Annotated in this window: 23 protein-coding genes and 1 tRNA gene; 8 read left to right on the forward strand and 16 right to left on the reverse strand. The window is 39.1% G+C overall.

What is annotated here, in order from left to right:
• Positions 1-4: 4 nt before the first annotated feature.
• From GM920_RS07640 to GM920_RS07655, 4 genes are read right to left on the reverse strand one after another with little or no spacing between them, the layout of a single operon-like run.
• A complete protein-coding gene (locus GM920_RS07640) occupies positions 5-1,069 on the reverse strand; it encodes a hypothetical protein (RefSeq protein ID WP_235964466.1) in 1,065 nt (354 codons plus the stop codon).
• Positions 1,066-3,222 carry a hypothetical protein gene (locus GM920_RS07645; RefSeq protein ID WP_182955093.1) on the reverse strand — a complete coding sequence of 719 codons (2,157 nt, stop codon included), beginning with the start codon at positions 3,220-3,222 and terminating at the stop codon, positions 1,066-1,068. The genes GM920_RS07640 and GM920_RS07645 overlap by 4 nt, the downstream gene beginning before the upstream one ends.
• Positions 3,222-4,127, reverse strand: coding sequence for a hypothetical protein (locus GM920_RS07650; RefSeq protein WP_182955095.1), 906 nt, complete (start codon positions 4,125-4,127; stop codon positions 3,222-3,224). The genes GM920_RS07645 and GM920_RS07650 overlap by 1 nt, the downstream gene beginning before the upstream one ends.
• On the reverse strand, positions 4,124-8,794 hold the full coding sequence (locus GM920_RS07655; RefSeq protein ID WP_182955096.1) for a hypothetical protein: 4,671 nt from the start codon (positions 8,792-8,794) through the stop codon (positions 4,124-4,126). Before GM920_RS07655 ends, GM920_RS07650 begins: the two co-directional genes overlap by 4 nt.
• Before the next feature lie 248 nt (positions 8,795-9,042).
• Here GM920_RS07655 and GM920_RS07660 point away from each other — a divergent pair, with 248 nt between their 5' ends.
• The 4 genes from GM920_RS07660 to GM920_RS07675 are packed head-to-tail and all read left to right on the forward strand — an operon-like array spanning position 9,043 to position 10,630.
• A complete protein-coding gene (locus GM920_RS07660; protein WP_182955098.1) occupies positions 9,043-9,414 on the forward strand; it encodes a hypothetical protein in 372 nt (123 codons plus the stop codon).
• A complete protein-coding gene (locus tag GM920_RS07665) occupies positions 9,395-9,706 on the forward strand; it encodes a hypothetical protein (RefSeq protein WP_182955100.1) in 312 nt (103 codons plus the stop codon). The genes GM920_RS07660 and GM920_RS07665 overlap by 20 nt, the downstream gene beginning before the upstream one ends.
• A 22-nt stretch (positions 9,707-9,728) precedes the next feature.
• Complete coding sequence (locus tag GM920_RS07670) at positions 9,729-10,421, forward strand: SOS response-associated peptidase (protein ID WP_182955102.1); 693 nt, start codon at positions 9,729-9,731, stop codon at positions 10,419-10,421.
• Complete coding sequence (locus GM920_RS07675; RefSeq protein WP_182955105.1) at positions 10,421-10,630, forward strand: basic helix-loop-helix domain-containing protein; 210 nt, start codon at positions 10,421-10,423, stop codon at positions 10,628-10,630. The genes GM920_RS07670 and GM920_RS07675 overlap by 1 nt, the downstream gene beginning before the upstream one ends.
• On the opposite strand, the gene GM920_RS07680 is transcribed toward GM920_RS07675, so the two are convergent.
• The gene (locus tag GM920_RS07680) at positions 10,627-10,941 is read right to left on the reverse strand and encodes a hypothetical protein (RefSeq protein WP_182955108.1); all 315 of its coding nucleotides are present in this window, start codon (positions 10,939-10,941) and stop codon (positions 10,627-10,629) included. The two genes, GM920_RS07675 and GM920_RS07680, sit on opposite strands and share 4 nt — an antisense overlap.
• A gap of 148 nt (positions 10,942-11,089) precedes the next feature.
• Between GM920_RS07680 and GM920_RS07685 the strand changes: the two genes are divergently transcribed.
• From GM920_RS07685 to GM920_RS07700, 4 genes are read left to right on the forward strand one after another with little or no spacing between them, the layout of a single operon-like run.
• Positions 11,090-11,416: a hypothetical protein gene (locus GM920_RS07685; protein ID WP_182955110.1), complete on the forward strand. Its 327-nt coding sequence runs from the start codon at positions 11,090-11,092 to the stop codon at positions 11,414-11,416.
• A 40-nt stretch (positions 11,417-11,456) separates the two neighbouring features.
• Positions 11,457-11,924 (forward strand): XRE family transcriptional regulator, encoded by a 468-nt coding sequence (locus tag GM920_RS07690; protein ID WP_182955113.1) that lies wholly within the window; start codon positions 11,457-11,459, stop codon positions 11,922-11,924.
• 3 nt (positions 11,925-11,927) lie between these two features.
• Positions 11,928-12,335 (forward strand): hypothetical protein, encoded by a 408-nt coding sequence (locus tag GM920_RS07695; protein WP_182955116.1) that lies wholly within the window; start codon positions 11,928-11,930, stop codon positions 12,333-12,335.
• Positions 12,336-12,345: 10 nt separating this feature from the next.
• The gene (locus GM920_RS07700; protein ID WP_182955119.1) at positions 12,346-12,717 is read left to right on the forward strand and encodes a hypothetical protein; all 372 of its coding nucleotides are present in this window, start codon (positions 12,346-12,348) and stop codon (positions 12,715-12,717) included.
• A gap of 354 nt (positions 12,718-13,071) precedes the next feature.
• On the opposite strand, the gene GM920_RS07705 is transcribed toward GM920_RS07700, so the two are convergent.
• The 11 genes from GM920_RS07705 to GM920_RS07755 all read right to left on the reverse strand — a co-directional run bounded on the left by GM920_RS07705 (position 13,072) and on the right by GM920_RS07755 (position 16,915).
• Positions 13,072-13,479 (reverse strand): ASCH domain-containing protein, encoded by a 408-nt coding sequence (locus GM920_RS07705; protein ID WP_182955122.1) that lies wholly within the window; start codon positions 13,477-13,479, stop codon positions 13,072-13,074.
• A 71-nt stretch (positions 13,480-13,550) separates the two neighbouring features.
• Positions 13,551-13,877, reverse strand: coding sequence for a DUF551 domain-containing protein (locus tag GM920_RS07710; RefSeq protein ID WP_182955125.1), 327 nt, complete (start codon positions 13,875-13,877; stop codon positions 13,551-13,553).
• Between the two features lie 2 nt (positions 13,878-13,879).
• Positions 13,880-14,038 carry a hypothetical protein gene (locus GM920_RS07715; protein WP_182955127.1) on the reverse strand — a complete coding sequence of 53 codons (159 nt, stop codon included), beginning with the start codon at positions 14,036-14,038 and terminating at the stop codon, positions 13,880-13,882.
• A gap of 254 nt (positions 14,039-14,292) precedes the next feature.
• A complete protein-coding gene (locus GM920_RS07720) occupies positions 14,293-14,586 on the reverse strand; it encodes a hypothetical protein (protein ID WP_182955130.1) in 294 nt (97 codons plus the stop codon).
• A gap of 1 nt (position 14,587) precedes the next feature.
• Positions 14,588-14,785: a putative quorum-sensing-regulated virulence factor gene (locus GM920_RS07725; protein WP_182955133.1), complete on the reverse strand. Its 198-nt coding sequence runs from the start codon at positions 14,783-14,785 to the stop codon at positions 14,588-14,590.
• A complete protein-coding gene (locus GM920_RS07730) occupies positions 14,770-15,576 on the reverse strand; it encodes a hypothetical protein (RefSeq protein ID WP_182955135.1) in 807 nt (268 codons plus the stop codon). The genes GM920_RS07725 and GM920_RS07730 overlap by 16 nt, the downstream gene beginning before the upstream one ends.
• Before the next feature lie 79 nt (positions 15,577-15,655).
• Complete coding sequence (locus GM920_RS07735) at positions 15,656-15,976, reverse strand: hypothetical protein (RefSeq protein WP_182955138.1); 321 nt, start codon at positions 15,974-15,976, stop codon at positions 15,656-15,658.
• Positions 15,977-15,987: 11 nt separating this feature from the next.
• Complete coding sequence (locus GM920_RS07740) at positions 15,988-16,167, reverse strand: hypothetical protein (protein WP_182955141.1); 180 nt, start codon at positions 16,165-16,167, stop codon at positions 15,988-15,990.
• The gene (locus GM920_RS07745; RefSeq protein ID WP_182955143.1) at positions 16,164-16,307 is read right to left on the reverse strand and encodes a hypothetical protein; all 144 of its coding nucleotides are present in this window, start codon (positions 16,305-16,307) and stop codon (positions 16,164-16,166) included. The genes GM920_RS07740 and GM920_RS07745 overlap by 4 nt, the downstream gene beginning before the upstream one ends.
• A gap of 30 nt (positions 16,308-16,337) precedes the next feature.
• Positions 16,338-16,583, reverse strand: coding sequence for a hypothetical protein (locus GM920_RS07750; protein ID WP_182955146.1), 246 nt, complete (start codon positions 16,581-16,583; stop codon positions 16,338-16,340).
• Positions 16,584-16,842: 259 nt separating this feature from the next.
• Positions 16,843-16,915: transfer RNA gene (locus GM920_RS07755), tRNA-Met, on the reverse strand.
• Positions 16,916-16,930: the final 15 nt, after the last annotated feature.

Genomic DNA, 16,930 nt, shown 5'->3' on the forward strand with positions numbered 1-16,930 from the left:
CTGCTTAGTTAATTGTTTCTTTATATACGTTCACCAGGCCTGTACCTGGATTGAATGTGCAACTATCTCCATTGGTGGTTACGCTTTTAATTTGCTGGTCAGAAGAAATCAAAAATGACAGGTCTTTCCATCTGTTTTTAGCATCCAAACCGTTAATGTCCGTCGTGATAGTTAACGTGTCGCCTTGGACGTCCCAAGTTGTAGGTTGTCTCTTCATTTCTTCATATTCAAATAGCTCTCTAGTGGTGCAACAGAGCGTATTATCATTCGATTGAGTCATTAAATATTGACAGAATCTACCAAAATACTCCACATCAACAGTGTGAGATCCAATACGGAAGAACTTGTTATTTGAGGCAACTAAATCATTAACTTTAGTTTTAAGGAAAGCTTCATCTTCCTGCCATTTATCTGAGAAATCTCGTCTAACTGCCCCAAATGATTTATTAACCTTACTATAATCACCAGGAGGCGCAAACTCCCATTCTGGAGTAAAAGTATCGAAAGTGCCTTGGCTGGTTACATACAGATACCCTTGATCGAAAGCCGCCTGAGCATGCCCTGCATAGTTTTGAGGGACGGTCTTCGATCTTGTCCAATAGTTGAACTTTCGCTTTACGAAGTCCTGCATTCTAATGGTGCTTTCCGCTGCAGTTACATTTGCCCCAAAACCAACGGGGTCATGAAAATAACCATGGTCAGATAAGTCGCATCTTCCCACTTTAGTCATAGCCATAACCATAGCTACCGTAAGCCCCTCACTGAACGTGTATTCTTGTCCTGATGTCTCATTAGCTCCATTTATCGCCATGGTCATAGCGTAAGGATGATCAATACCACAGCCGTCTGTGTATTTATATTGTCGGATAACGTTGTAAGCATCCACAACCCACGCAGCAACATCATCAAAATCGAAACCCATCCAATTGCGTTTATTGTACTTAAGGTTTGGCTTAACCATGTTTACGGTTCCGGTGGGTGCGGCAAATTTTATAGTCGTTATAATCTCCCCATTCGGATCAGGTATCTGCATTTGAGATATCTGATAATTTCTTCCTGTCCTTATCATGGCTTAGTGGTATTTGATTCTTCAATCACGATCATTGACAAGAACGCTCCATAATCTCCACTCACACGTTTAACTGCTATTTCAACTTCAGACCCGGTAATGTTATTGTAAACGATCCATTGAGGGTCATTTAGGCCATTCGCTTTAACCGGGAAGCTTCCCAAAATTGTGGTTGCAGTCTTATTTTTAGTGACACCAGCAATAACAAATCCTCTAACAGAGTCAGTAGCAGAAACAGGCATCAACCCATAAATCTGATAGAATTTCCCTGTTTTCAGGCCTGTTATTTTAATTTTCGCGTTTGTCCCACCATTAATATTCCAAGCTGTGTTTACTGCAGAGTTTTCAAAAACAGAAGTTTCACCTGCTGCATCCTGATCAGAAGATACCATTCCGGATGCTCCCGAGAAAGCACCAGTATTAGTTAACTTCATGGCTGATGCAATGTTTTTATCATTTATTAAGACTGGAGACGTAAACCCATTATCAACTTGAATCAGACTATTACTTGGTTTTAGACTGTTGAAGTATGGAGGTGGTGTTTCCGGAAAACTTCCGTATTCGCTACAAAAGTTCAACAAATAAGTATTCTCTACAATGTAACCACCGCCGCCAGAAACCGTAAAGGCAGAAGTACTCGCTACCGCAGCACTCGCATTTCTACCTGAAGCGGCTTTAACCCTGGTCTGAATATCACCAATTGGAATTGCAACATTGCCAACATTGAAAGTTGCAGATGTGTTTGGAGTCCACGCACCCCATACTCCAGCGGATTTAATTTGAGTTTCCAAATCAGCACCTAAGTATCCAGATGGAGGTGTTACCGTAAAAGTATCAAGTGTGTCATTAACTACAGGGTTTGTAGGTGCTCCCGGGGTAACGTTTCCTCCACCACCAAGACCGAGAGATTGCAAGTAGCTGGTTTTAATTCCAATATTTCCATCTGGAAGTGGTTCAAATTGCAATGGAGAAAGTAGTCCGACAGCCATTTTTTCTAATGGAATTTCTGGCAACTCTTCCGTGGCTAAAACTCCACCAATTAGGTTCGCCTTTCCAGAAATATCTTGATTCGCAAGACCTGCCAGCCTTACGATCTCCGTATCAGGCACTAAAGATTTACCGGGTACCTTGTCCACCTTTCCAGATATATCCACGTTCGCAACTCCGGCTAGTCTTGTGATCTCCGTATCACTGATTAATGATTTCCCGACAACTTTATCGACCTTTCCTGAAAGATCCTGATCACCGGTATTGCTACCAGTCAATGCAATAGCACCAAGCTTTGCTAAAATTGTTTGTTTGGTTTCAGAAGATCCTGGTGGCTTATTTTCAAGTTCTACAACTCGACGGGTAATAGAGGAGACTTTATCATTTATTGGTGTCAGGTCAACTTCTTTGGCTCCTAACAAGGTCCACTTGTTTGGTGCCCATAAATCAGATAATGGAGCGTAGTTATAAGCCTTCTTGCTGATATAAATACGCCCACCATCAGTGGAGTCTTTAACCATTTCCAAATCTTTGTAGGATCTACCAGCTACATAATCTCCTTTTAAATCACCCACAAACTTCCAAAACAGAGGATTAGGATTGAACAGACTGTTGCCTACATTATCATCAACAAGGGACTCATAAACGAAGTCATAAAGTACACCATCCAAATTCATCGGCTGATGCGCCCAATATCCAGTATTAAAATAAATATCATCCTGATGCCTTGGAATAGCCGACGTATATTCCGTTTTAAGCCATGATCCAACGGCATCCAATGTAGGTTTACTTGAATTACCAGCTTGTGCAGACCTGAAAAGATATTCTATTTTATTGACCTCAAGAGTGGCCAACTCATTCAATTCATATTCTCTCTGGCCCCAAGCATTGGCAATCTTAGTGATATCAACTTCACCACCGCCACCGACAATAGTAACATCACCAGATCCTAATATGGATTGCCCGTTAATGGTTTTGATGGTGCTACCTGAAGCAAGCTTCAACTGGTAAGCCTCCAGATCAGAAGCTTTAAGGGTTCCATTCAGGATATCAGAGAGCAGCACATAATACATCTTTCCGTCACTTGCCCTGGCTACAATGAATTTTGTACCAGCAGCAGGATCATTCAACCTCGCGTACCCTTCTGGGAAATTCTTCTCTGCCATTATAATTTTATTTTAATTGTATTCCCATCACTATCTGTAACTAAATAACCTAAGTCATCTAATAAGCTCTGCATATTACCAGGAGTCCCTGCCTCTGTTAATTTGCATGTAACCATCCCTATAAAGCAATCACTTCTCGAATAAATGGTATCGACTACAAAGCCATCTTTCACAAAAAAAGATCTCAACTTATCATTGTGTGCCGTTAGATTTCTTAAACCTGGAGAAGCAAATAGCTTATAAAGACTTTGTATCTTTTTCTTAAATTCTGAGTAGGTAGGTTGTTTTATGAATAATTTAATTTCAAGCTCACTAACACCAGGATTTGTGATTTGATAACCTTCCTTTCCGTATGCGGTAAATTGACCTGCCTTAGGAGTCGGCCGCGTCCTCCGATCACCTGAAAGCTCAAGTAAGTAGCCACCTAAATCTTTGAAACTAATTCCATCAATACCGAATTCAGAACTACTTCCGGCTGGTAAAACACCAGATAGATCTGGTTGTGGCTCTCTGAAAGGAATCTCCAATTTCAGCAAGGTTTTATGTAAGAATTCAGCTTTAATCTGACCGCTAACAAGCACATCAAAAGTCCCCCATTTACTTTCAAGTGGAACTAAATCTGTAAAACCATCAATTAATGCGATCAACCCCCTCCTTTTGCTTTCACAATCATCACGATCTATACCTTGGATAAATCCAGAAAGCATTAAATCCCTTCCACCGAAGAAAATTTCATCAGCACTGACATAAGGTTCAATCCCTGCTTCACCTGCCCAATCGTGAAAGGTTTTACCTAATCTTGATGGCATATTTAGAAATCCACTTAATGCAAGATTGCTTTTATCTTGGATACCTGGCACAAAGCCAAATTCTGTTAATGAAACATTTTTCAGGCCGTACATCATAGTTTTATTCCCCCATTTCTTAAAGATTGATCGAGAGAGTCACCACTCGTGTTTTTAATAATCTTATCTAGCTGACCAGCTATTCCGTCCGTGTTGTTCGCGGTTCTAAAAGTATTTGAGTCAATCCTTAAGGCTACGTCCAGATTAGATTTAGCAATGTTTAGCTGATCAATCGCTGTTAAGCCTAATTGCTTTAAAGAGGCATTCGATTCTTTTGAAATAAAAACAAGCTCCTTTGTGAGATCATAATTACCACGCCAAATACCCATTGCTTTGTTGGCGGTATCCTCTTTTAGTGCTTCTCCTACAATAGCTCCAGAAACTCCTGTCTTATTTGAAGATCCAGACAAATCAGAGCCGGTAATCTTTTTGTAATCTTCGAATTTCTTCAAAGCGTCACCTGTAAGTGAAGTAAACAGGCCATTTAACTTGGCTAGCTCGTCAGCAGTGAGCTCCTCCCCACTTTGAGCTGCTTTATCAAACTCATTATAGAAGGTCTCCATTGCCCCAGCTAACACTTTATTTTTGAATATGCTCAATGCGGCATCGTCCATTGAAGCTTTAAAGAAATCAGCCAGGTCAGTTGCCCCAGTTTCTCCCCGCTTAAACATATCCAATAAACTGTTGGTAAGATTATCTGCAGAAGTACCTGTAAATAACTCAGATGTTTCTTTTGCCAAATCAGCCATAGCCTTTTCAGCATCATATCCCTTCTGCTCCAACTCTTTCAATCGCTCTACTAAAGCCTTAGCGTCTCCTTCCAACTTGCCTTGGGCAAGTAACTGGCTTAACTCTTGAAATGATTTGCCATTTAAACTTCCATAGGTTTTATTAACCTTAGCTTTTCTAAACCATGTACCATGCTTATAGGTTTCGCTTGCTACAAAAGATTGCCCCTGAAGCTTACCCATGATCTCATTCGCCTCTTTACTGTAATCAACAGTTTGGGACTTTCTCAGATTAATTTCATCTCGAATACCTTGTAAGGCTATTTTATTATTACGAATTGTTTCAAGTTGCCTTTCTTTGAGCAGATCCTGATATTCTCTTTCCCCTTTAATAGCATTGATATAAAAGTCTTCAACCTCTTTTTTAGCGGCCAAATTCATTTCACGAACCTTTTTTCCAATGGAGAACAAGGTGCCGACAGCTTTTACAGCAGCGCCAATCATTTTAGCGGGATCTCCTGAAACAATTGCCCCAGCAAGATCCCCAGCGGCACCAGCCAATTGTCCAATGGTATCTAGAGTATAACCAGCCTCAGTATCAACCCCACCTAAACCTTGGGATAAGGTCATTGCGGCATCAGAGGCTAATCCTAAACCGGTAGCAACTCCACTCAATGTTTTGTTTTCATTAAGAGTTTTCATAAACCCCTTCAATCCTTTAGCGTTAAGCTTATCTGTAAGATTTTGGATTTCAAGTAACCTTTGATAAAGTCCTTTTAAGGCTGCCGTATCTTCTGGAGTGGAAATTTTAAGCTGTTCTCTCTTTGAGATTTTTTCAATTACAGTACCCTTTTCCTTGTTAAGCTCTTGGATATTTGATTTATTAGCTCCTAAATTTAATCTTCCTTCTAAACCACCAAGTTGGGTTTCAACACTCTTTTTCAAATCCGCAGAAATTGAAGGATCTTTCAATAAGGAACGCATCGTTTCAATCTGCTTTCTAATCTGCTCACGAGTTAGGATTAAGGCTTCCTCGCTGTATTTTCTAAAAACTTCGGATTTAGCCAAAACCTCCTCCCTTGCGGAGTTAATACCTGCATCACGGCTTAATTCTAGGTTCCTCCTTTGTTCGTCTGAAATTTTACCGTTTTGTTTGTTCAATAAAGCATCCAGCTGAATTGAATAGTCTTTTTTGATAGCTAGCTCCATTTGAGCAAGATCTTCAGCAGCTTTGAACGCAGATGCGTAGTCCTGATCCTGCTTATTTTTTATAGACTTCTGGGCCTCTTCAAGCAGCTTACCGCCAGCTAAAAGTTTCTCTTGCTCACCACCAGTAAGAGGTGAATTGGTTATTGTACTTACTGCAGATTTCAAAAGCAGTTTTGAGTAGTTTTCTTTAAGCTTATCAAGGTATGTAGTGCTGACATCCAATTCGTCGCCAAATCTTTTCTTTGCGCTTTCTTCACCAAAATTCCGCTTCCACATCTCAAAGGACTCGTATAAATCTCTTTGCTTTATTAACTGAATTTCAAGTTGAGCAGTTTCTTGCCTATACGTCAAATCATCAATTGCAGCCTTACGGACAGGCTCGATTTGTTCTGTGGTTTGTTTAGGGCCTAAAATTTCATTTGCTCGCTTAACTCCATATTTTTTCGCGTATGCGTCGTATTTCTTGGCCTGCTGCTCGATATCAAATGCAAGTTTTTTAAACTCATCAATAATAGCTTGGCGCGCCTCTTGCTCTTTAGTAAAACCCTGTCTGGCGAACTTATCTTTCAACACTTGAATACGCTGCTGAAGATTTTCTTGGGCACTTAAAGCAGAAGCATCTGCAGCATCTTGACGCTCACGTGCCTTTCTTAATTTATCAGCTTCCTTTTGGTCCTTAGAATCATCATTAATTGGCTTTATGATATTATTTTTATCAATTTCAGCCTGTCTGTTAGTCAATAAAGTACCTGAATCAGCGTTCAATAAGGCGTTATTCTTTTCAATTTGAGCCGCTAAACTTTTTCCCCTTGCTACAAGAGCCGCCACCTCTGCTTGGGTTGCTTTCCTAATTGTTGGGGCCACACCTCCACCGCCTGATCCAGCGTTACTGTTTTCATATATTTTTATTGATCCTGTCTTTGCACTTTCATCCATTAAAGCTTGAACAGCAGTCAACTCTTTATTTAATTCCCCAAGTTTTTTAGTTGTTTCTTGTATCCTAACTTCATTCAATGCCTGCATCACCAGCACCTGTTGCTTGATGAATTCTTTGGCGCGGTCAGTACTTATGCTCATTGCATTGCCATACTTATCAAATTGAGTAATTGCACTAGGAATTTCATCTCCAACTTGCTTAATGATATCTTTCATCAATGCCTGTTCAATCTTGGTAAGTTTGGTTATACCTCCATTTTTTGCAGCTTTAGCAGACAGATCATCAAATTTTGTAAGTAGAGGAGAAATATTTTTTTGAAGATTCTGAACACTTAATCCTGTTTCATAAAAATCTTTGGTAGCTTCTTTTAATGAATCATAGTTAAAAATGAAATTGATTTTCTGGCCAACCTTCTCTTTAATATTCGCGATTTTGGTAGCCCACTTAGCCATCCTATCTGCAGAAGTCTCGGCAACTTCTCCCATCTCTTTAAGCTTCTCATCAACAATATTTCCTACTGCAATTTGAACACTACCAGTACGATTGATCTCTTTACGAAGCTGAACCTGGGAAATCTGAAGGTTGTCCAGAATTTTTAAACTGTTACGGCCTAAACCAGTGACAAAACTATCAGCCAAATAATTTACATCCACACCAGTTTGACGGGAAACTTTACCTGCTAACTCCAAACCCTTTGCCAGTAACTCTGGACCAATTTTAAAATTCTTAGCCTGCAATGCTTTAGCCATCAAATCAACATCTGTCACGGCCCCCCTTGTAGCTATCCGCAGCTTATCTAAAGTTTTTTCATTACCAAGCTTAGAAAATGCATCTCGGATACCTTCACCATTGGCAGCTAAAGTTCTGGCTTCTTTAACCCATGAAGTTATCATCTGAACACTGAATGCAGCGAGAATTGCAGCACCAATTGATTTGATTGTATTCAGGAGCTTTCCCACTTCACTATCGGTCTTAATTATTTTATTACCTAGTTCGTCAAAACCTTTTTTACCTGCATTGTTAAGTCTATCCAAAGCAGCTTTGGTCTCTTCTATTTTCTGGTTAAGAGTCACAAAAGATTGAGGTGCTTTTGCTCTAGAAAGTGCATCTTGAAAAAACCTTAGTTTGTTATTAAGGATTTCTTGCGCTCCAATGGTTGACTTAATACGATTACCTAATTCATCAAAGCCTTTCTTACCCACATTATTTAGGCGTTGGATTTGAGCTGTAGTTTCCCTAACTTTATTATTGTACTCTGCTAAAATCGCAGGATTAGTAGCAGAGCCTGCTATATTTTTGTAGGACTGAAGGGCTATCTTTAAACTATCAATAGCCCTTCTGTTGTCGTCGTTAGCTCTAGTAGCGGTCCGTGCCGTTGAAGCAGCCGTTGTATTTGCAGAACTTGCCGCAGCTCCATAATATTCTGCAGCCTTAGCAGCTCCCTCATATTGAGCTTGGTTAATTGCCGCAGCTGCCCCCACAGGTAAACCACCTTTAGCTGGCGCATTTTCTGCTGCAATTTTAGAATCTTGAGGTGTATATAAAACCTGTGACGGTTGGATCTGGGTATTTCTTATTTCATCTACTGCAATTTTCTTTCTCTTTATTGCCTGAGTCGCGCGATCATGGGCTTTAGCCTCTTCATTTACGGCATCCACAACTCCCCTTGAAGCTTCTTTCTGCTCTTTGGTAACTTTAACTATTTTATCACGTTCCTTTTTCTCCACCTCAACCCCTGTCGCTATATCTTTTGCGACCTGGGCATTAGTTTCCTTTTGCATCTTGGCGACATCTGCAAGCGTTTTCTTTAAGTCGCTATCGTCACCGGTGATTTTAAAGTTTAATTCTGGCATTTGGCTAAATTACCATGGCCAGTTTCTGAGAAGAAGAACCTGTTTTGACAATAGAATTCATTGTCAAGGATTTTGTAGATCAAGTGTTATTTCAATAGGCAATCATTGCCCAAAAATTCGATTGGCATACATTTTAGAGAAGCATTTAATCTGGATTCAATTTCAAGCAGCACTTTGGTTAAATGATAATTTTATTTGCATTTTTACTAATATTTTTAGCAATATTGTGATCCCAAAATTGAATAGATATGAGAACAGTATCATTAGATTACAGAGACACCCTTGAGCTCCTTCAATGGAAGCTGATTACATACATTAGGCTCAATTATGCGTTAACATCAAATATTACATATAAATCGAAGTTTGTGAATACCACGGAGACTGCTGTTATTTTTAATTTCATGGAGTTCAGCGAAGCGTATAAAACCACCTTTATCAATCCGGACATTGAAGGATATCAATTAAAATTCATTGAATTTATTAAGCCGGTATTCTATGATTTCATAAAGGAGGTTAAGTATGGTGGCCATGGATTCCACATCATTTTGAAATATAGAGGCGAGAGCTTTGAGAAAAGGTTCACAGTTTTAAGCGATGAGTATGAGAGCCTGGAAAGATAGAATGATAAAAGATCCAGCATATGCGGCGAAGGAGCCGTATGCGAAAGAGGCAAGGCTTTCAAAGTTCGTGGTTTATTCAGCCGCAACAAAGAAAATCTATACGCCAGAGGAATTCCTTGACTGCCAGGAGAAAGTTGATATTTTCCGAGGCAAGGAAAATACAAAGCAGTTTAGGATAATTGATCCAATGGCTTATTTAAAGTACAAGGACGAGGAACTGGCTAGGCTAAGAGAAGAACAGGATAAACTTAAGGCAAAGATTAGCAGTTATTTGGCGGATAAAACAAAATAATGTAACTTATGTTAAACTATTTATGTGCGGCAGATATACATTATCAAAAACTCCTTCTGAAATAATGGAGGCCTTTCCGGTGACAATTCCGGAAATATTGGATCCTAATTACAACTTGGCTCCCACCCAAAATGGGCTGGTGATCACAGCTGATGAACCAGGAATAGCTCAAAAGATGCACTTTGGACTTATACCTTATTGGGCAGCTGATACAAAACTTTCGATGAGTACTATCAACGCAAGAAGTGAAGAAGTTCTGGAAAAGAAAACTTGGAAGCCATTAATTGAGCATCATAAAACTTGCCTAGTCATAGCTGATGGATTTATCGAATGGGATAAAAAGACCGGCGTTTCAATACCATGGAGATTTGTACTTAAAGATCGTGATTTATTTGCTTTTGCTGGGCTCTGGAGCCAGTGGAAAGGCAAAACTGGAGAAATATACAGGTCATTCAGTATTATGACTACTGAGGCTAATGAGATAGTTGGAGAAGTGCATTCTCCAAAAAACAGAATGCCTGTAATTTTGGATCCTCATAATTACAATTTCTGGTTAGATAAAGAACTAGCACCTTCAGCATTGCTTTCTGTTTGTAAGCCTTACCCAGATTCAAATATGGAGAACTACAGATTATCAACTGAGATCAATGCAGCTGCTATAAAAGGAATAGTAAATAATAACCCTCAATTAATCCAACCAATAAATAGCTTATAATGGAACCATTTGAAATAAACTTAGACGGGAAGCTCCTTAATGTAATACTAAATGAGGATGGCAGCTACTTAATTCATGATTCTAACGCAAAATTAGGGACCTTAATTCCAGAAGTTAATGACCTTGGAGTACAATGGACCACCCTTGACCAATTAACACCAGATTACGTCAGGCAAATTGGAGAATTGATCGAAGAGCACGACCTTTAAAGAAGTTCTCTTATATATTCCTCCTTCACTACATTGATAACCAAATCGATTGGCGTAGTTAATCGAAGGACATAATCACTGTTTACATCCTCTTTATCCGGAATACTATCGTCAAATGGGAATTCTTCAGTGATTGGCCTTGAATAAGGTTCATCAAATGAAGGAGTGATCAATACAGCATTTTCCTCTAAGTATTCGTATGGAATATCTGTTTCTATCAATTCGCAGGTTATAGATCTAACCCCCTTTGACTTCCAATAGTCAAGAATTTCCATATTAAATTCGTAGTACCCTTCTTTGATTTCTTCCATACATCAATTTAAGTATAAAATCTTGTTTCAAAAAAACAAAAAAGTTTGTAATTAACATACTTTTTATTATATTTGTTAAGCGAAAGCGAGATAGTTATTTGAAACCTTAAACACCCGGTAGGCTCCGGAATATAAATGCCAAAGCAAAATGAATATAATCGAAAGATTAAAAGAGATTGCCGAAGAGAATCCAAACGGATTTACGGTTTACACTACAAACCTTGAACCAGTTAAAAAAGGTTGGATTGTAGCGCAAATAGAAACTCAAAACTGCTTCGGCGATGAGGGACTGAAAAAAGCCTTAGAGGTGGCACTTAAAACCTCGCAAGTATTAGGAGGTTGGAAAGAAGAGGATTTGTTTTATTGGGACGCTGTAATAATCTTCAATAATGAAGAGGAAGCCACAAGATCAGGAATTGAAAACAAGCAAATCGCGATATATCAAATCGAAACCAACAACTTGAAATTTCTATAAACAATCAGGGAGGGTAAAACCTCCCTTTAAAACTCATATTATGAATACGATTAAAGGTTTATTAAAACTCGGAGGATTGATGTCCGCAAGGGATATGATGGAGCTTGATGAAGCTGCGAAGCTGCATTTAAAGCATTCTAATATATCGTTTAAGGTTATAAGCATTGGAGACAATACCATTACGGTAAAAGCTGAACAGGGGAAGCATTTGTCCGAAAATTATGCTGATGTAAAAAGGCTAAATACCAGGACCCAAGAATTATTCAGTAAATTTCTTCCAGAACATAAGATTATTGTCCAACCGGTACCATTTCAAAATGCCGTTGTTGACGAGGTGGATCCTAAATGGATAGAACAAAAAATGTTTACCACTGGCACCAGGTTAAAGGATATCCAGGGGGATACTGGTGTAGACAAGACAAACTTGTCAGCGTGGGTTAACGGGACCAGGCCAATGAGTCAGCCAGTAAAAGCAATGTTTTATTACTACTTTGCTAATAAGAAATAGATTATGAAAGGAAGATCAGTATTTACACACGAAGAAGCGCTAATAATCAAAAGCAAACTAGATGCCTGCCGAGAGGATGGACGCTACTCTACCAGGGACTTCAGGGGCTTTCTTAGGAAGCAATATGATTTTTACATCTCTGATTTCGACAGGTCGAGATCAGGCTTCTCTTCATCGACTTTTGATCACCATGTTTCAATTGGTAATATAAAAATTGTGGAGGACGATCACGCGACTTTATTGGCTGATTTTGAAAATTTTGATTACAATTCTAATCACGCTAAAAGAAGGTTTGAGGACCTGACTCATCGAGTTAAAAATCACATTTACATCAACGAAGAACATAAGAAGCTTAGTATCGCCCTATTAAAGGAAGTAAAAACACGCATACCCGGGATGAATTTGAATTAAGGATAAAATCATGAAAGCAAGCGAACTAAGAATAGGGAATTACATTTATAAAAAAGGTGCTGAGGAAAAAGTAGAACATCTACAATCAGTAGACAGTTATTCTGGTGAGCTGGTTAATGGATGTCAGATAATTGGCTTGCTTCAACCTATCCCCCTCACAAATGAATGGCTGATTAAATTTGAGTTAGTGGAAAACTCACGAAGTGACCGATATAGAAAGCGTTATGATTTACCTAATGATAGCTTTGAAATTCATTTTGATAATGATGGTGAGTATCCAGTATTTTTTGAAGGAAATACGCTAACTTTCGTTAGCTACGTCCACCAACTACAGAATTTGTATTTTGCATTGACTGGTGAGGAATTAACGATTAAAGCATAATGATTAAGCAAGTACTTGGCTATTTAAAGGCCTGGATCAACGGAGAGGAAGCTGAACTGCATGTTGATCAAACCTGGTCATTTGGGTGGTGGGAACTTATCCCTATACTGGCCATAATTTGCCTTCTGATTTATTGGATATTCTAAGTAAAAAGCCCTTCCTATATGGATGGCTTAATTACAATACCTCTATGCGTTCTCTTACCACGCCTTGAATAAAATGTTCCAATTTCACTACATGAAAAAAGCAACTCATGTATAGCGAAATTGGCTGCGTATGCTATTCTTTTTGCTTGTAGGGTATGCTTAGTCATAATTAAGATAAAGTAAAGTATGAATAATGGTACTTCAATCATTACGGTTTACTGTAATTCCAAAGGTTAAGTGCACCTTTTACGTTTTCAATCGGATGATCATACAGGACCGGATTGGTCAGTACCCAATTATAAATAGGTTTTTCACCTGGTTCCGCTTTCTCTGCCCATATAGATTCGTGACTAATAACGCAATCAACAATATCAACTTCGCCAATAATGGCTGAATTAGGATTTCTACCTATAACGCTATGGTACTGAGAATCACTAATTATCATAAGTTGACCTCTATCGTTCAATAGCTTAACAACATTATCACCGGTTGATTTAGCAGAAGAATGAATGTAGATTCTGCCTCTGTGGGTAGTTTTCCATGTACGGTTTTCAATGTCTTTGATGCCATGAGCAATAAGCATCGCCCATGGATTTTTAATTGAAAGTGCTTTCATAAATAAATTGGTTTATCTTTTTAAGATTATATAGCTTTTATTCTATAATGACTGATTATAGAATGATTGTTCTATATTTTGGGTGAATCAGGTAACGGCATCCAGTGGGTGATAAATTGAGTTACAACTATTGGATTTCCGTTCTGGTCATTTTGTTGCTTATCATAAAACTCCCCCTCAAAGAAATATGAAACATAATTATCGTCGTACCCATAAGTCAACACGTGTACTTCTTCAAATGTTGGATGAACCGGCAACCTTTCGCTAACCGGTATCCATTCCTGTTGCATTTCCTTTTGCATCCACTTAGCACCACTATAAAAGCAATTCTGCTGGATTTCGTCATCATTATCTAATTCGGCAGCTCTGTTGATCTGCACTTCCGTAATTTCTTTCATGGTCAAATGGGTTTAGGTGGTTTAACTGTTGTATCTACAACCGGCCTGTCACGTGGATCCGGTCGTTTGATCCTTTCTTTTTTAGATTCCGGTTCTGGACAATCTTTTTTACAGGTCCCTACACTCAATGAAAGAGCGATAATCACTAATAGTTTTTTCATGATATATGGTTTAGGCAATCCTTTTGCCGCATTTACGGCAGTACAATTTGTTGTGCCTGGTGAATACTCCGACGTGCTTCAAAAGGCAGCAGATCTGTTTGTAAAGTCCCATGGTCAATGATTTAATTGGTAAACACTAAACCTGACATCGTTACAAGCATTATCGTCGAATTTCTTCAGCTGGTATGCTAACATTGAAATGGCTCCGATTAATGCAATCAGGAGCCATTGAGTGAATGATATCTTCCTCATGATCATTCTTCCTCATTAAAACAAACCATTGATGATTCGCTAGGATAAGCTTCAGAAAAGACATCCTTAAAATCATTATCCCCCTCGATACACAGCCCGCCTATTGAACCAATAAGCATTCTCAGGTCATCCATTTCAGTCTGGATATCGTCAGGATCAACCCTAACCATATTATCACCATATTCCTTTTCACTTTCTGCGATACTTTGGTTTAGTGTTATGGTCAGCCTATCAAATGACATCATTGCTTTCTTCCTAAGGTTATTGATGTTAACCGTAATTTTATGTGTTCCCATGCTATTTAAGTCTTTTGTTTTTACCTGTTTTACCTTCCTTGATTAATACGTCTAGATCTGCTTTTATGTAATCAGCGACTCTTCCTGCTCGATTGGTATCATGCAGGAAGAGTAAGTAATCTGCCGGAACATTTGCCATTGGATAATCCTTAAATTTTCCAAATGGCATTTTTGAGTTGTCGGTTATTGATTCTGGCATGGTTGAGCCTCCCTCCTTTTTATTAGTAATTGAATCTTATGCGCCTGTAAAAAGTCTCCATGCTTTACATGTAGATTCAAGACCTGAAGAAGATTAACTTCTTTTTTCTGCCTCCTTCTTAAAGTCGGATTGAAATCAAATAGGTCAGAAGACTGTACGTATGATATTCCATTTCCATGCAGCACGCACCAACTTGAATTTGAAGTATGCCATACCTCACCGGATGATAGACGGTAATGCGGGTATGGATAGAAATATTTAATCTCACCACATTTTACCATTTTTCCATTCCTATCTTTATTGTTGTAGCTATAAAACCTCTCAGGGCGATTATCCATATCTACTTTAATATCGTCCAGACAGTTAATTTCCCCGTGAAAATGCTTGTTAATTCTTAATGTATTTAGGATTCTTTCTACAGGAGGGATATCCCACTCATTACCTTCCAATTTGCCCCCTAGTGACATAAAAAACTCAATAACTCTCCTTTTTTCAAGTTCCACTGACTTGTATTGAAGGTATGTTAACTTCGCGTGCCTACTATCGGTTTGATCCCAAAATGACTGAGCATGCCCGGTCCATAGGTTAACTACATTCCCAAACTTTACTTCGACTCCTCTGCCGGTAATTTCCATTAAGCATCGGACATCACCCTTTGATCCAAGCTTGTGGTATTGACTCAATATTGCATAATGTTGCTTGTAAGAAGGGTTTTCAGTAATCTTCCAACCCCTTGATCTGAGGAATTTTATGGTTCGAATCCAATAACTGTAATGATGAGCTTTTTTCATCGCCTTGAAGAGCTCAGAATAACGTTCAGAGTTAAAACATACTGTATCGTTATGGTGTCCTATTTGCCAAGTAGCCATCCTACACCTCCCCCGTAAATTCGCCAAACATATTTTTCAATTCCTTCTCATCATGACTGATGGCGTTAAGCATCCTGAAACACATTGCTGCAGTCTGAATGCACTCAGTTTTAAGGCCGGCAAGCGAACCCTTGCCCTCATCCAATAGGTTTGCCTCCCGGATAAGTTCACCTGATTCCTCGGACACGATTGCTGCCCTTTTAACATTGCACTTTGGCCAAACTGGATGATTAAAAATGGCATTTGACATTTCGTCCATAACCATAATTATGTGAGCTGCCTGTTCAGGAGTCTCAACTTTAATTTTAAGATCTACTATCATAATGAAAGGGGTTAAAAGATTGATTTTTGACTGGTTCGGTAAGGGATTCCGATTTGAAGGATAATTTCATCCACTTTTTTCTGTAGCTTTTCTGCTTTATCTCGGTAAACACTGGATCTACTTTTTTCAAAAGACTTTTGTGCATCCCGCATTTCCTTTACAAATCCTGCGAATTCGAGGATATCTGTCATGGCGATGGGATTTCCGAATGATCAACAATAAATGTTGGCTTGTCACTGTTCCAGTGGTTGTAAATGATCATCAATGCTGCCAACACTGCTATAAAGATGATCACCAAGCAATTCCTGTGGGTGATTCTTGAATTAACCATAATTTTTGCTTTAAAATGTTAAGGGATTTTTTACTGTTCACCCACTGGGCGCTCGAAATGGAACTCTTTTGAATTGAAGAAGGCACCTTTCAATTTTGCTTCATGAGCTCGAAGATCCTCGCCTAACATCATCCCAACCTGGGATTTACATTGAGAAATCAGACTTAAGCTAGTTTCCTCATCCTCATCAAATTGTCTGGCAATTTTTATGGCAGCAGCCAATTGGATCACCCCGTTTACTGTAGCATTCTTTAATGCCGTTTGTAGTCTATTCATTGTGCTTCAAAATGTTTGGGTATAAAATAAACCGGGCTGTTCACCCGGTTCTTTGTTTCACTCTCACGTGGCTAATGCCTCTTGCGACGATTTCGCTCGTCCTGCTATCCCAGCTCTACTTACACCTGGGCATCCCCCTGTCTGATAATTACTATGCCTGAACATTGCGGATTCCACTTTTAGGACTTAAATTATTTTTCTTGTTTCAAATGAAAAGTGTGTGCCATCCAGCAACACACTTAACTAATTAACGCTCTCGTAGCGCGGGCCGGATTCGAACCGACGACCTCTGGATTATGAGCCCAGCGAGCTACCAACTGCTCCACCCCGCATTATATCTTAATCAA

Origin of the sequence: Pedobacter gandavensis, assembly GCF_014172405.1 — a bacterium.
GTDB classification, from domain to species: domain Bacteria; phylum Bacteroidota; class Bacteroidia; order Sphingobacteriales; family Sphingobacteriaceae; genus Pedobacter; species Pedobacter gandavensis.

What these genes read in the sequence shown, in the direction of transcription:
- GM920_RS07670 (WP_182955102.1), top strand. Translation starts at nt 9,729, where the DNA reads ATGTGCGGCAGATATACATTATCAAAAACTCCTTCTGAAATAATGGAG.
- GM920_RS07705 (WP_182955122.1), bottom strand. Translation starts at nt 13,479, where the DNA reads ATGAAAGCACTTTCAATTAAAAATCCATGGGCGATGCTTATTGCTCAT.
- GM920_RS07650 (WP_182955095.1), bottom strand. Translation starts at nt 4,127, where the DNA reads ATGATGTACGGCCTGAAAAATGTTTCATTAACAGAATTTGGCTTTGTG.
- GM920_RS07715 (WP_182955127.1), bottom strand. Translation starts at nt 14,038, where the DNA reads ATGAAAAAACTATTAGTGATTATCGCTCTTTCATTGAGTGTAGGGACC.
- GM920_RS07660 (WP_182955098.1), top strand. Translation starts at nt 9,043, where the DNA reads ATGAGAACAGTATCATTAGATTACAGAGACACCCTTGAGCTCCTTCAA.
- GM920_RS07680 (WP_182955108.1), bottom strand. Translation starts at nt 10,941, where the DNA reads ATGGAAGAAATCAAAGAAGGGTACTACGAATTTAATATGGAAATTCTT.
- GM920_RS07730 (WP_182955135.1), bottom strand. Translation starts at nt 15,576, where the DNA reads ATGAAAAAAGCTCATCATTACAGTTATTGGATTCGAACCATAAAATTC.
- GM920_RS07740 (WP_182955141.1), bottom strand. Translation starts at nt 16,167, where the DNA reads ATGACAGATATCCTCGAATTCGCAGGATTTGTAAAGGAAATGCGGGAT.
- GM920_RS07685 (WP_182955110.1), top strand. Translation starts at nt 11,090, where the DNA reads ATGAATATAATCGAAAGATTAAAAGAGATTGCCGAAGAGAATCCAAAC.
- GM920_RS07745 (WP_182955143.1), bottom strand. Translation starts at nt 16,307, where the DNA reads ATGGTTAATTCAAGAATCACCCACAGGAATTGCTTGGTGATCATCTTT.
- GM920_RS07690 (WP_182955113.1), top strand. Translation starts at nt 11,457, where the DNA reads ATGAATACGATTAAAGGTTTATTAAAACTCGGAGGATTGATGTCCGCA.
- GM920_RS07665 (WP_182955100.1), top strand. Translation starts at nt 9,395, where the DNA reads ATGAGAGCCTGGAAAGATAGAATGATAAAAGATCCAGCATATGCGGCG.
- GM920_RS07695 (WP_182955116.1), top strand. Translation starts at nt 11,928, where the DNA reads ATGAAAGGAAGATCAGTATTTACACACGAAGAAGCGCTAATAATCAAA.
- GM920_RS07700 (WP_182955119.1), top strand. Translation starts at nt 12,346, where the DNA reads ATGAAAGCAAGCGAACTAAGAATAGGGAATTACATTTATAAAAAAGGT.
- GM920_RS07750 (WP_182955146.1), bottom strand. Translation starts at nt 16,583, where the DNA reads ATGAATAGACTACAAACGGCATTAAAGAATGCTACAGTAAACGGGGTG.
- GM920_RS07735 (WP_182955138.1), bottom strand. Translation starts at nt 15,976, where the DNA reads ATGATAGTAGATCTTAAAATTAAAGTTGAGACTCCTGAACAGGCAGCT.
- GM920_RS07640 (WP_235964466.1), bottom strand. Translation starts at nt 1,069, where the DNA reads ATGATAAGGACAGGAAGAAATTATCAGATATCTCAAATGCAGATACCT.
- GM920_RS07725 (WP_182955133.1), bottom strand. Translation starts at nt 14,785, where the DNA reads ATGCCAGAATCAATAACCGACAACTCAAAAATGCCATTTGGAAAATTT.
- GM920_RS07645 (WP_182955093.1), bottom strand. Translation starts at nt 3,222, where the DNA reads ATGGCAGAGAAGAATTTCCCAGAAGGGTACGCGAGGTTGAATGATCCT.
- GM920_RS07655 (WP_182955096.1), bottom strand. Translation starts at nt 8,794, where the DNA reads ATGCCAGAATTAAACTTTAAAATCACCGGTGACGATAGCGACTTAAAG.
- GM920_RS07720 (WP_182955130.1), bottom strand. Translation starts at nt 14,586, where the DNA reads ATGGGAACACATAAAATTACGGTTAACATCAATAACCTTAGGAAGAAA.
- GM920_RS07675 (WP_182955105.1), top strand. Translation starts at nt 10,421, where the DNA reads ATGGAACCATTTGAAATAAACTTAGACGGGAAGCTCCTTAATGTAATA.
- GM920_RS07710 (WP_182955125.1), bottom strand. Translation starts at nt 13,877, where the DNA reads ATGAAAGAAATTACGGAAGTGCAGATCAACAGAGCTGCCGAATTAGAT.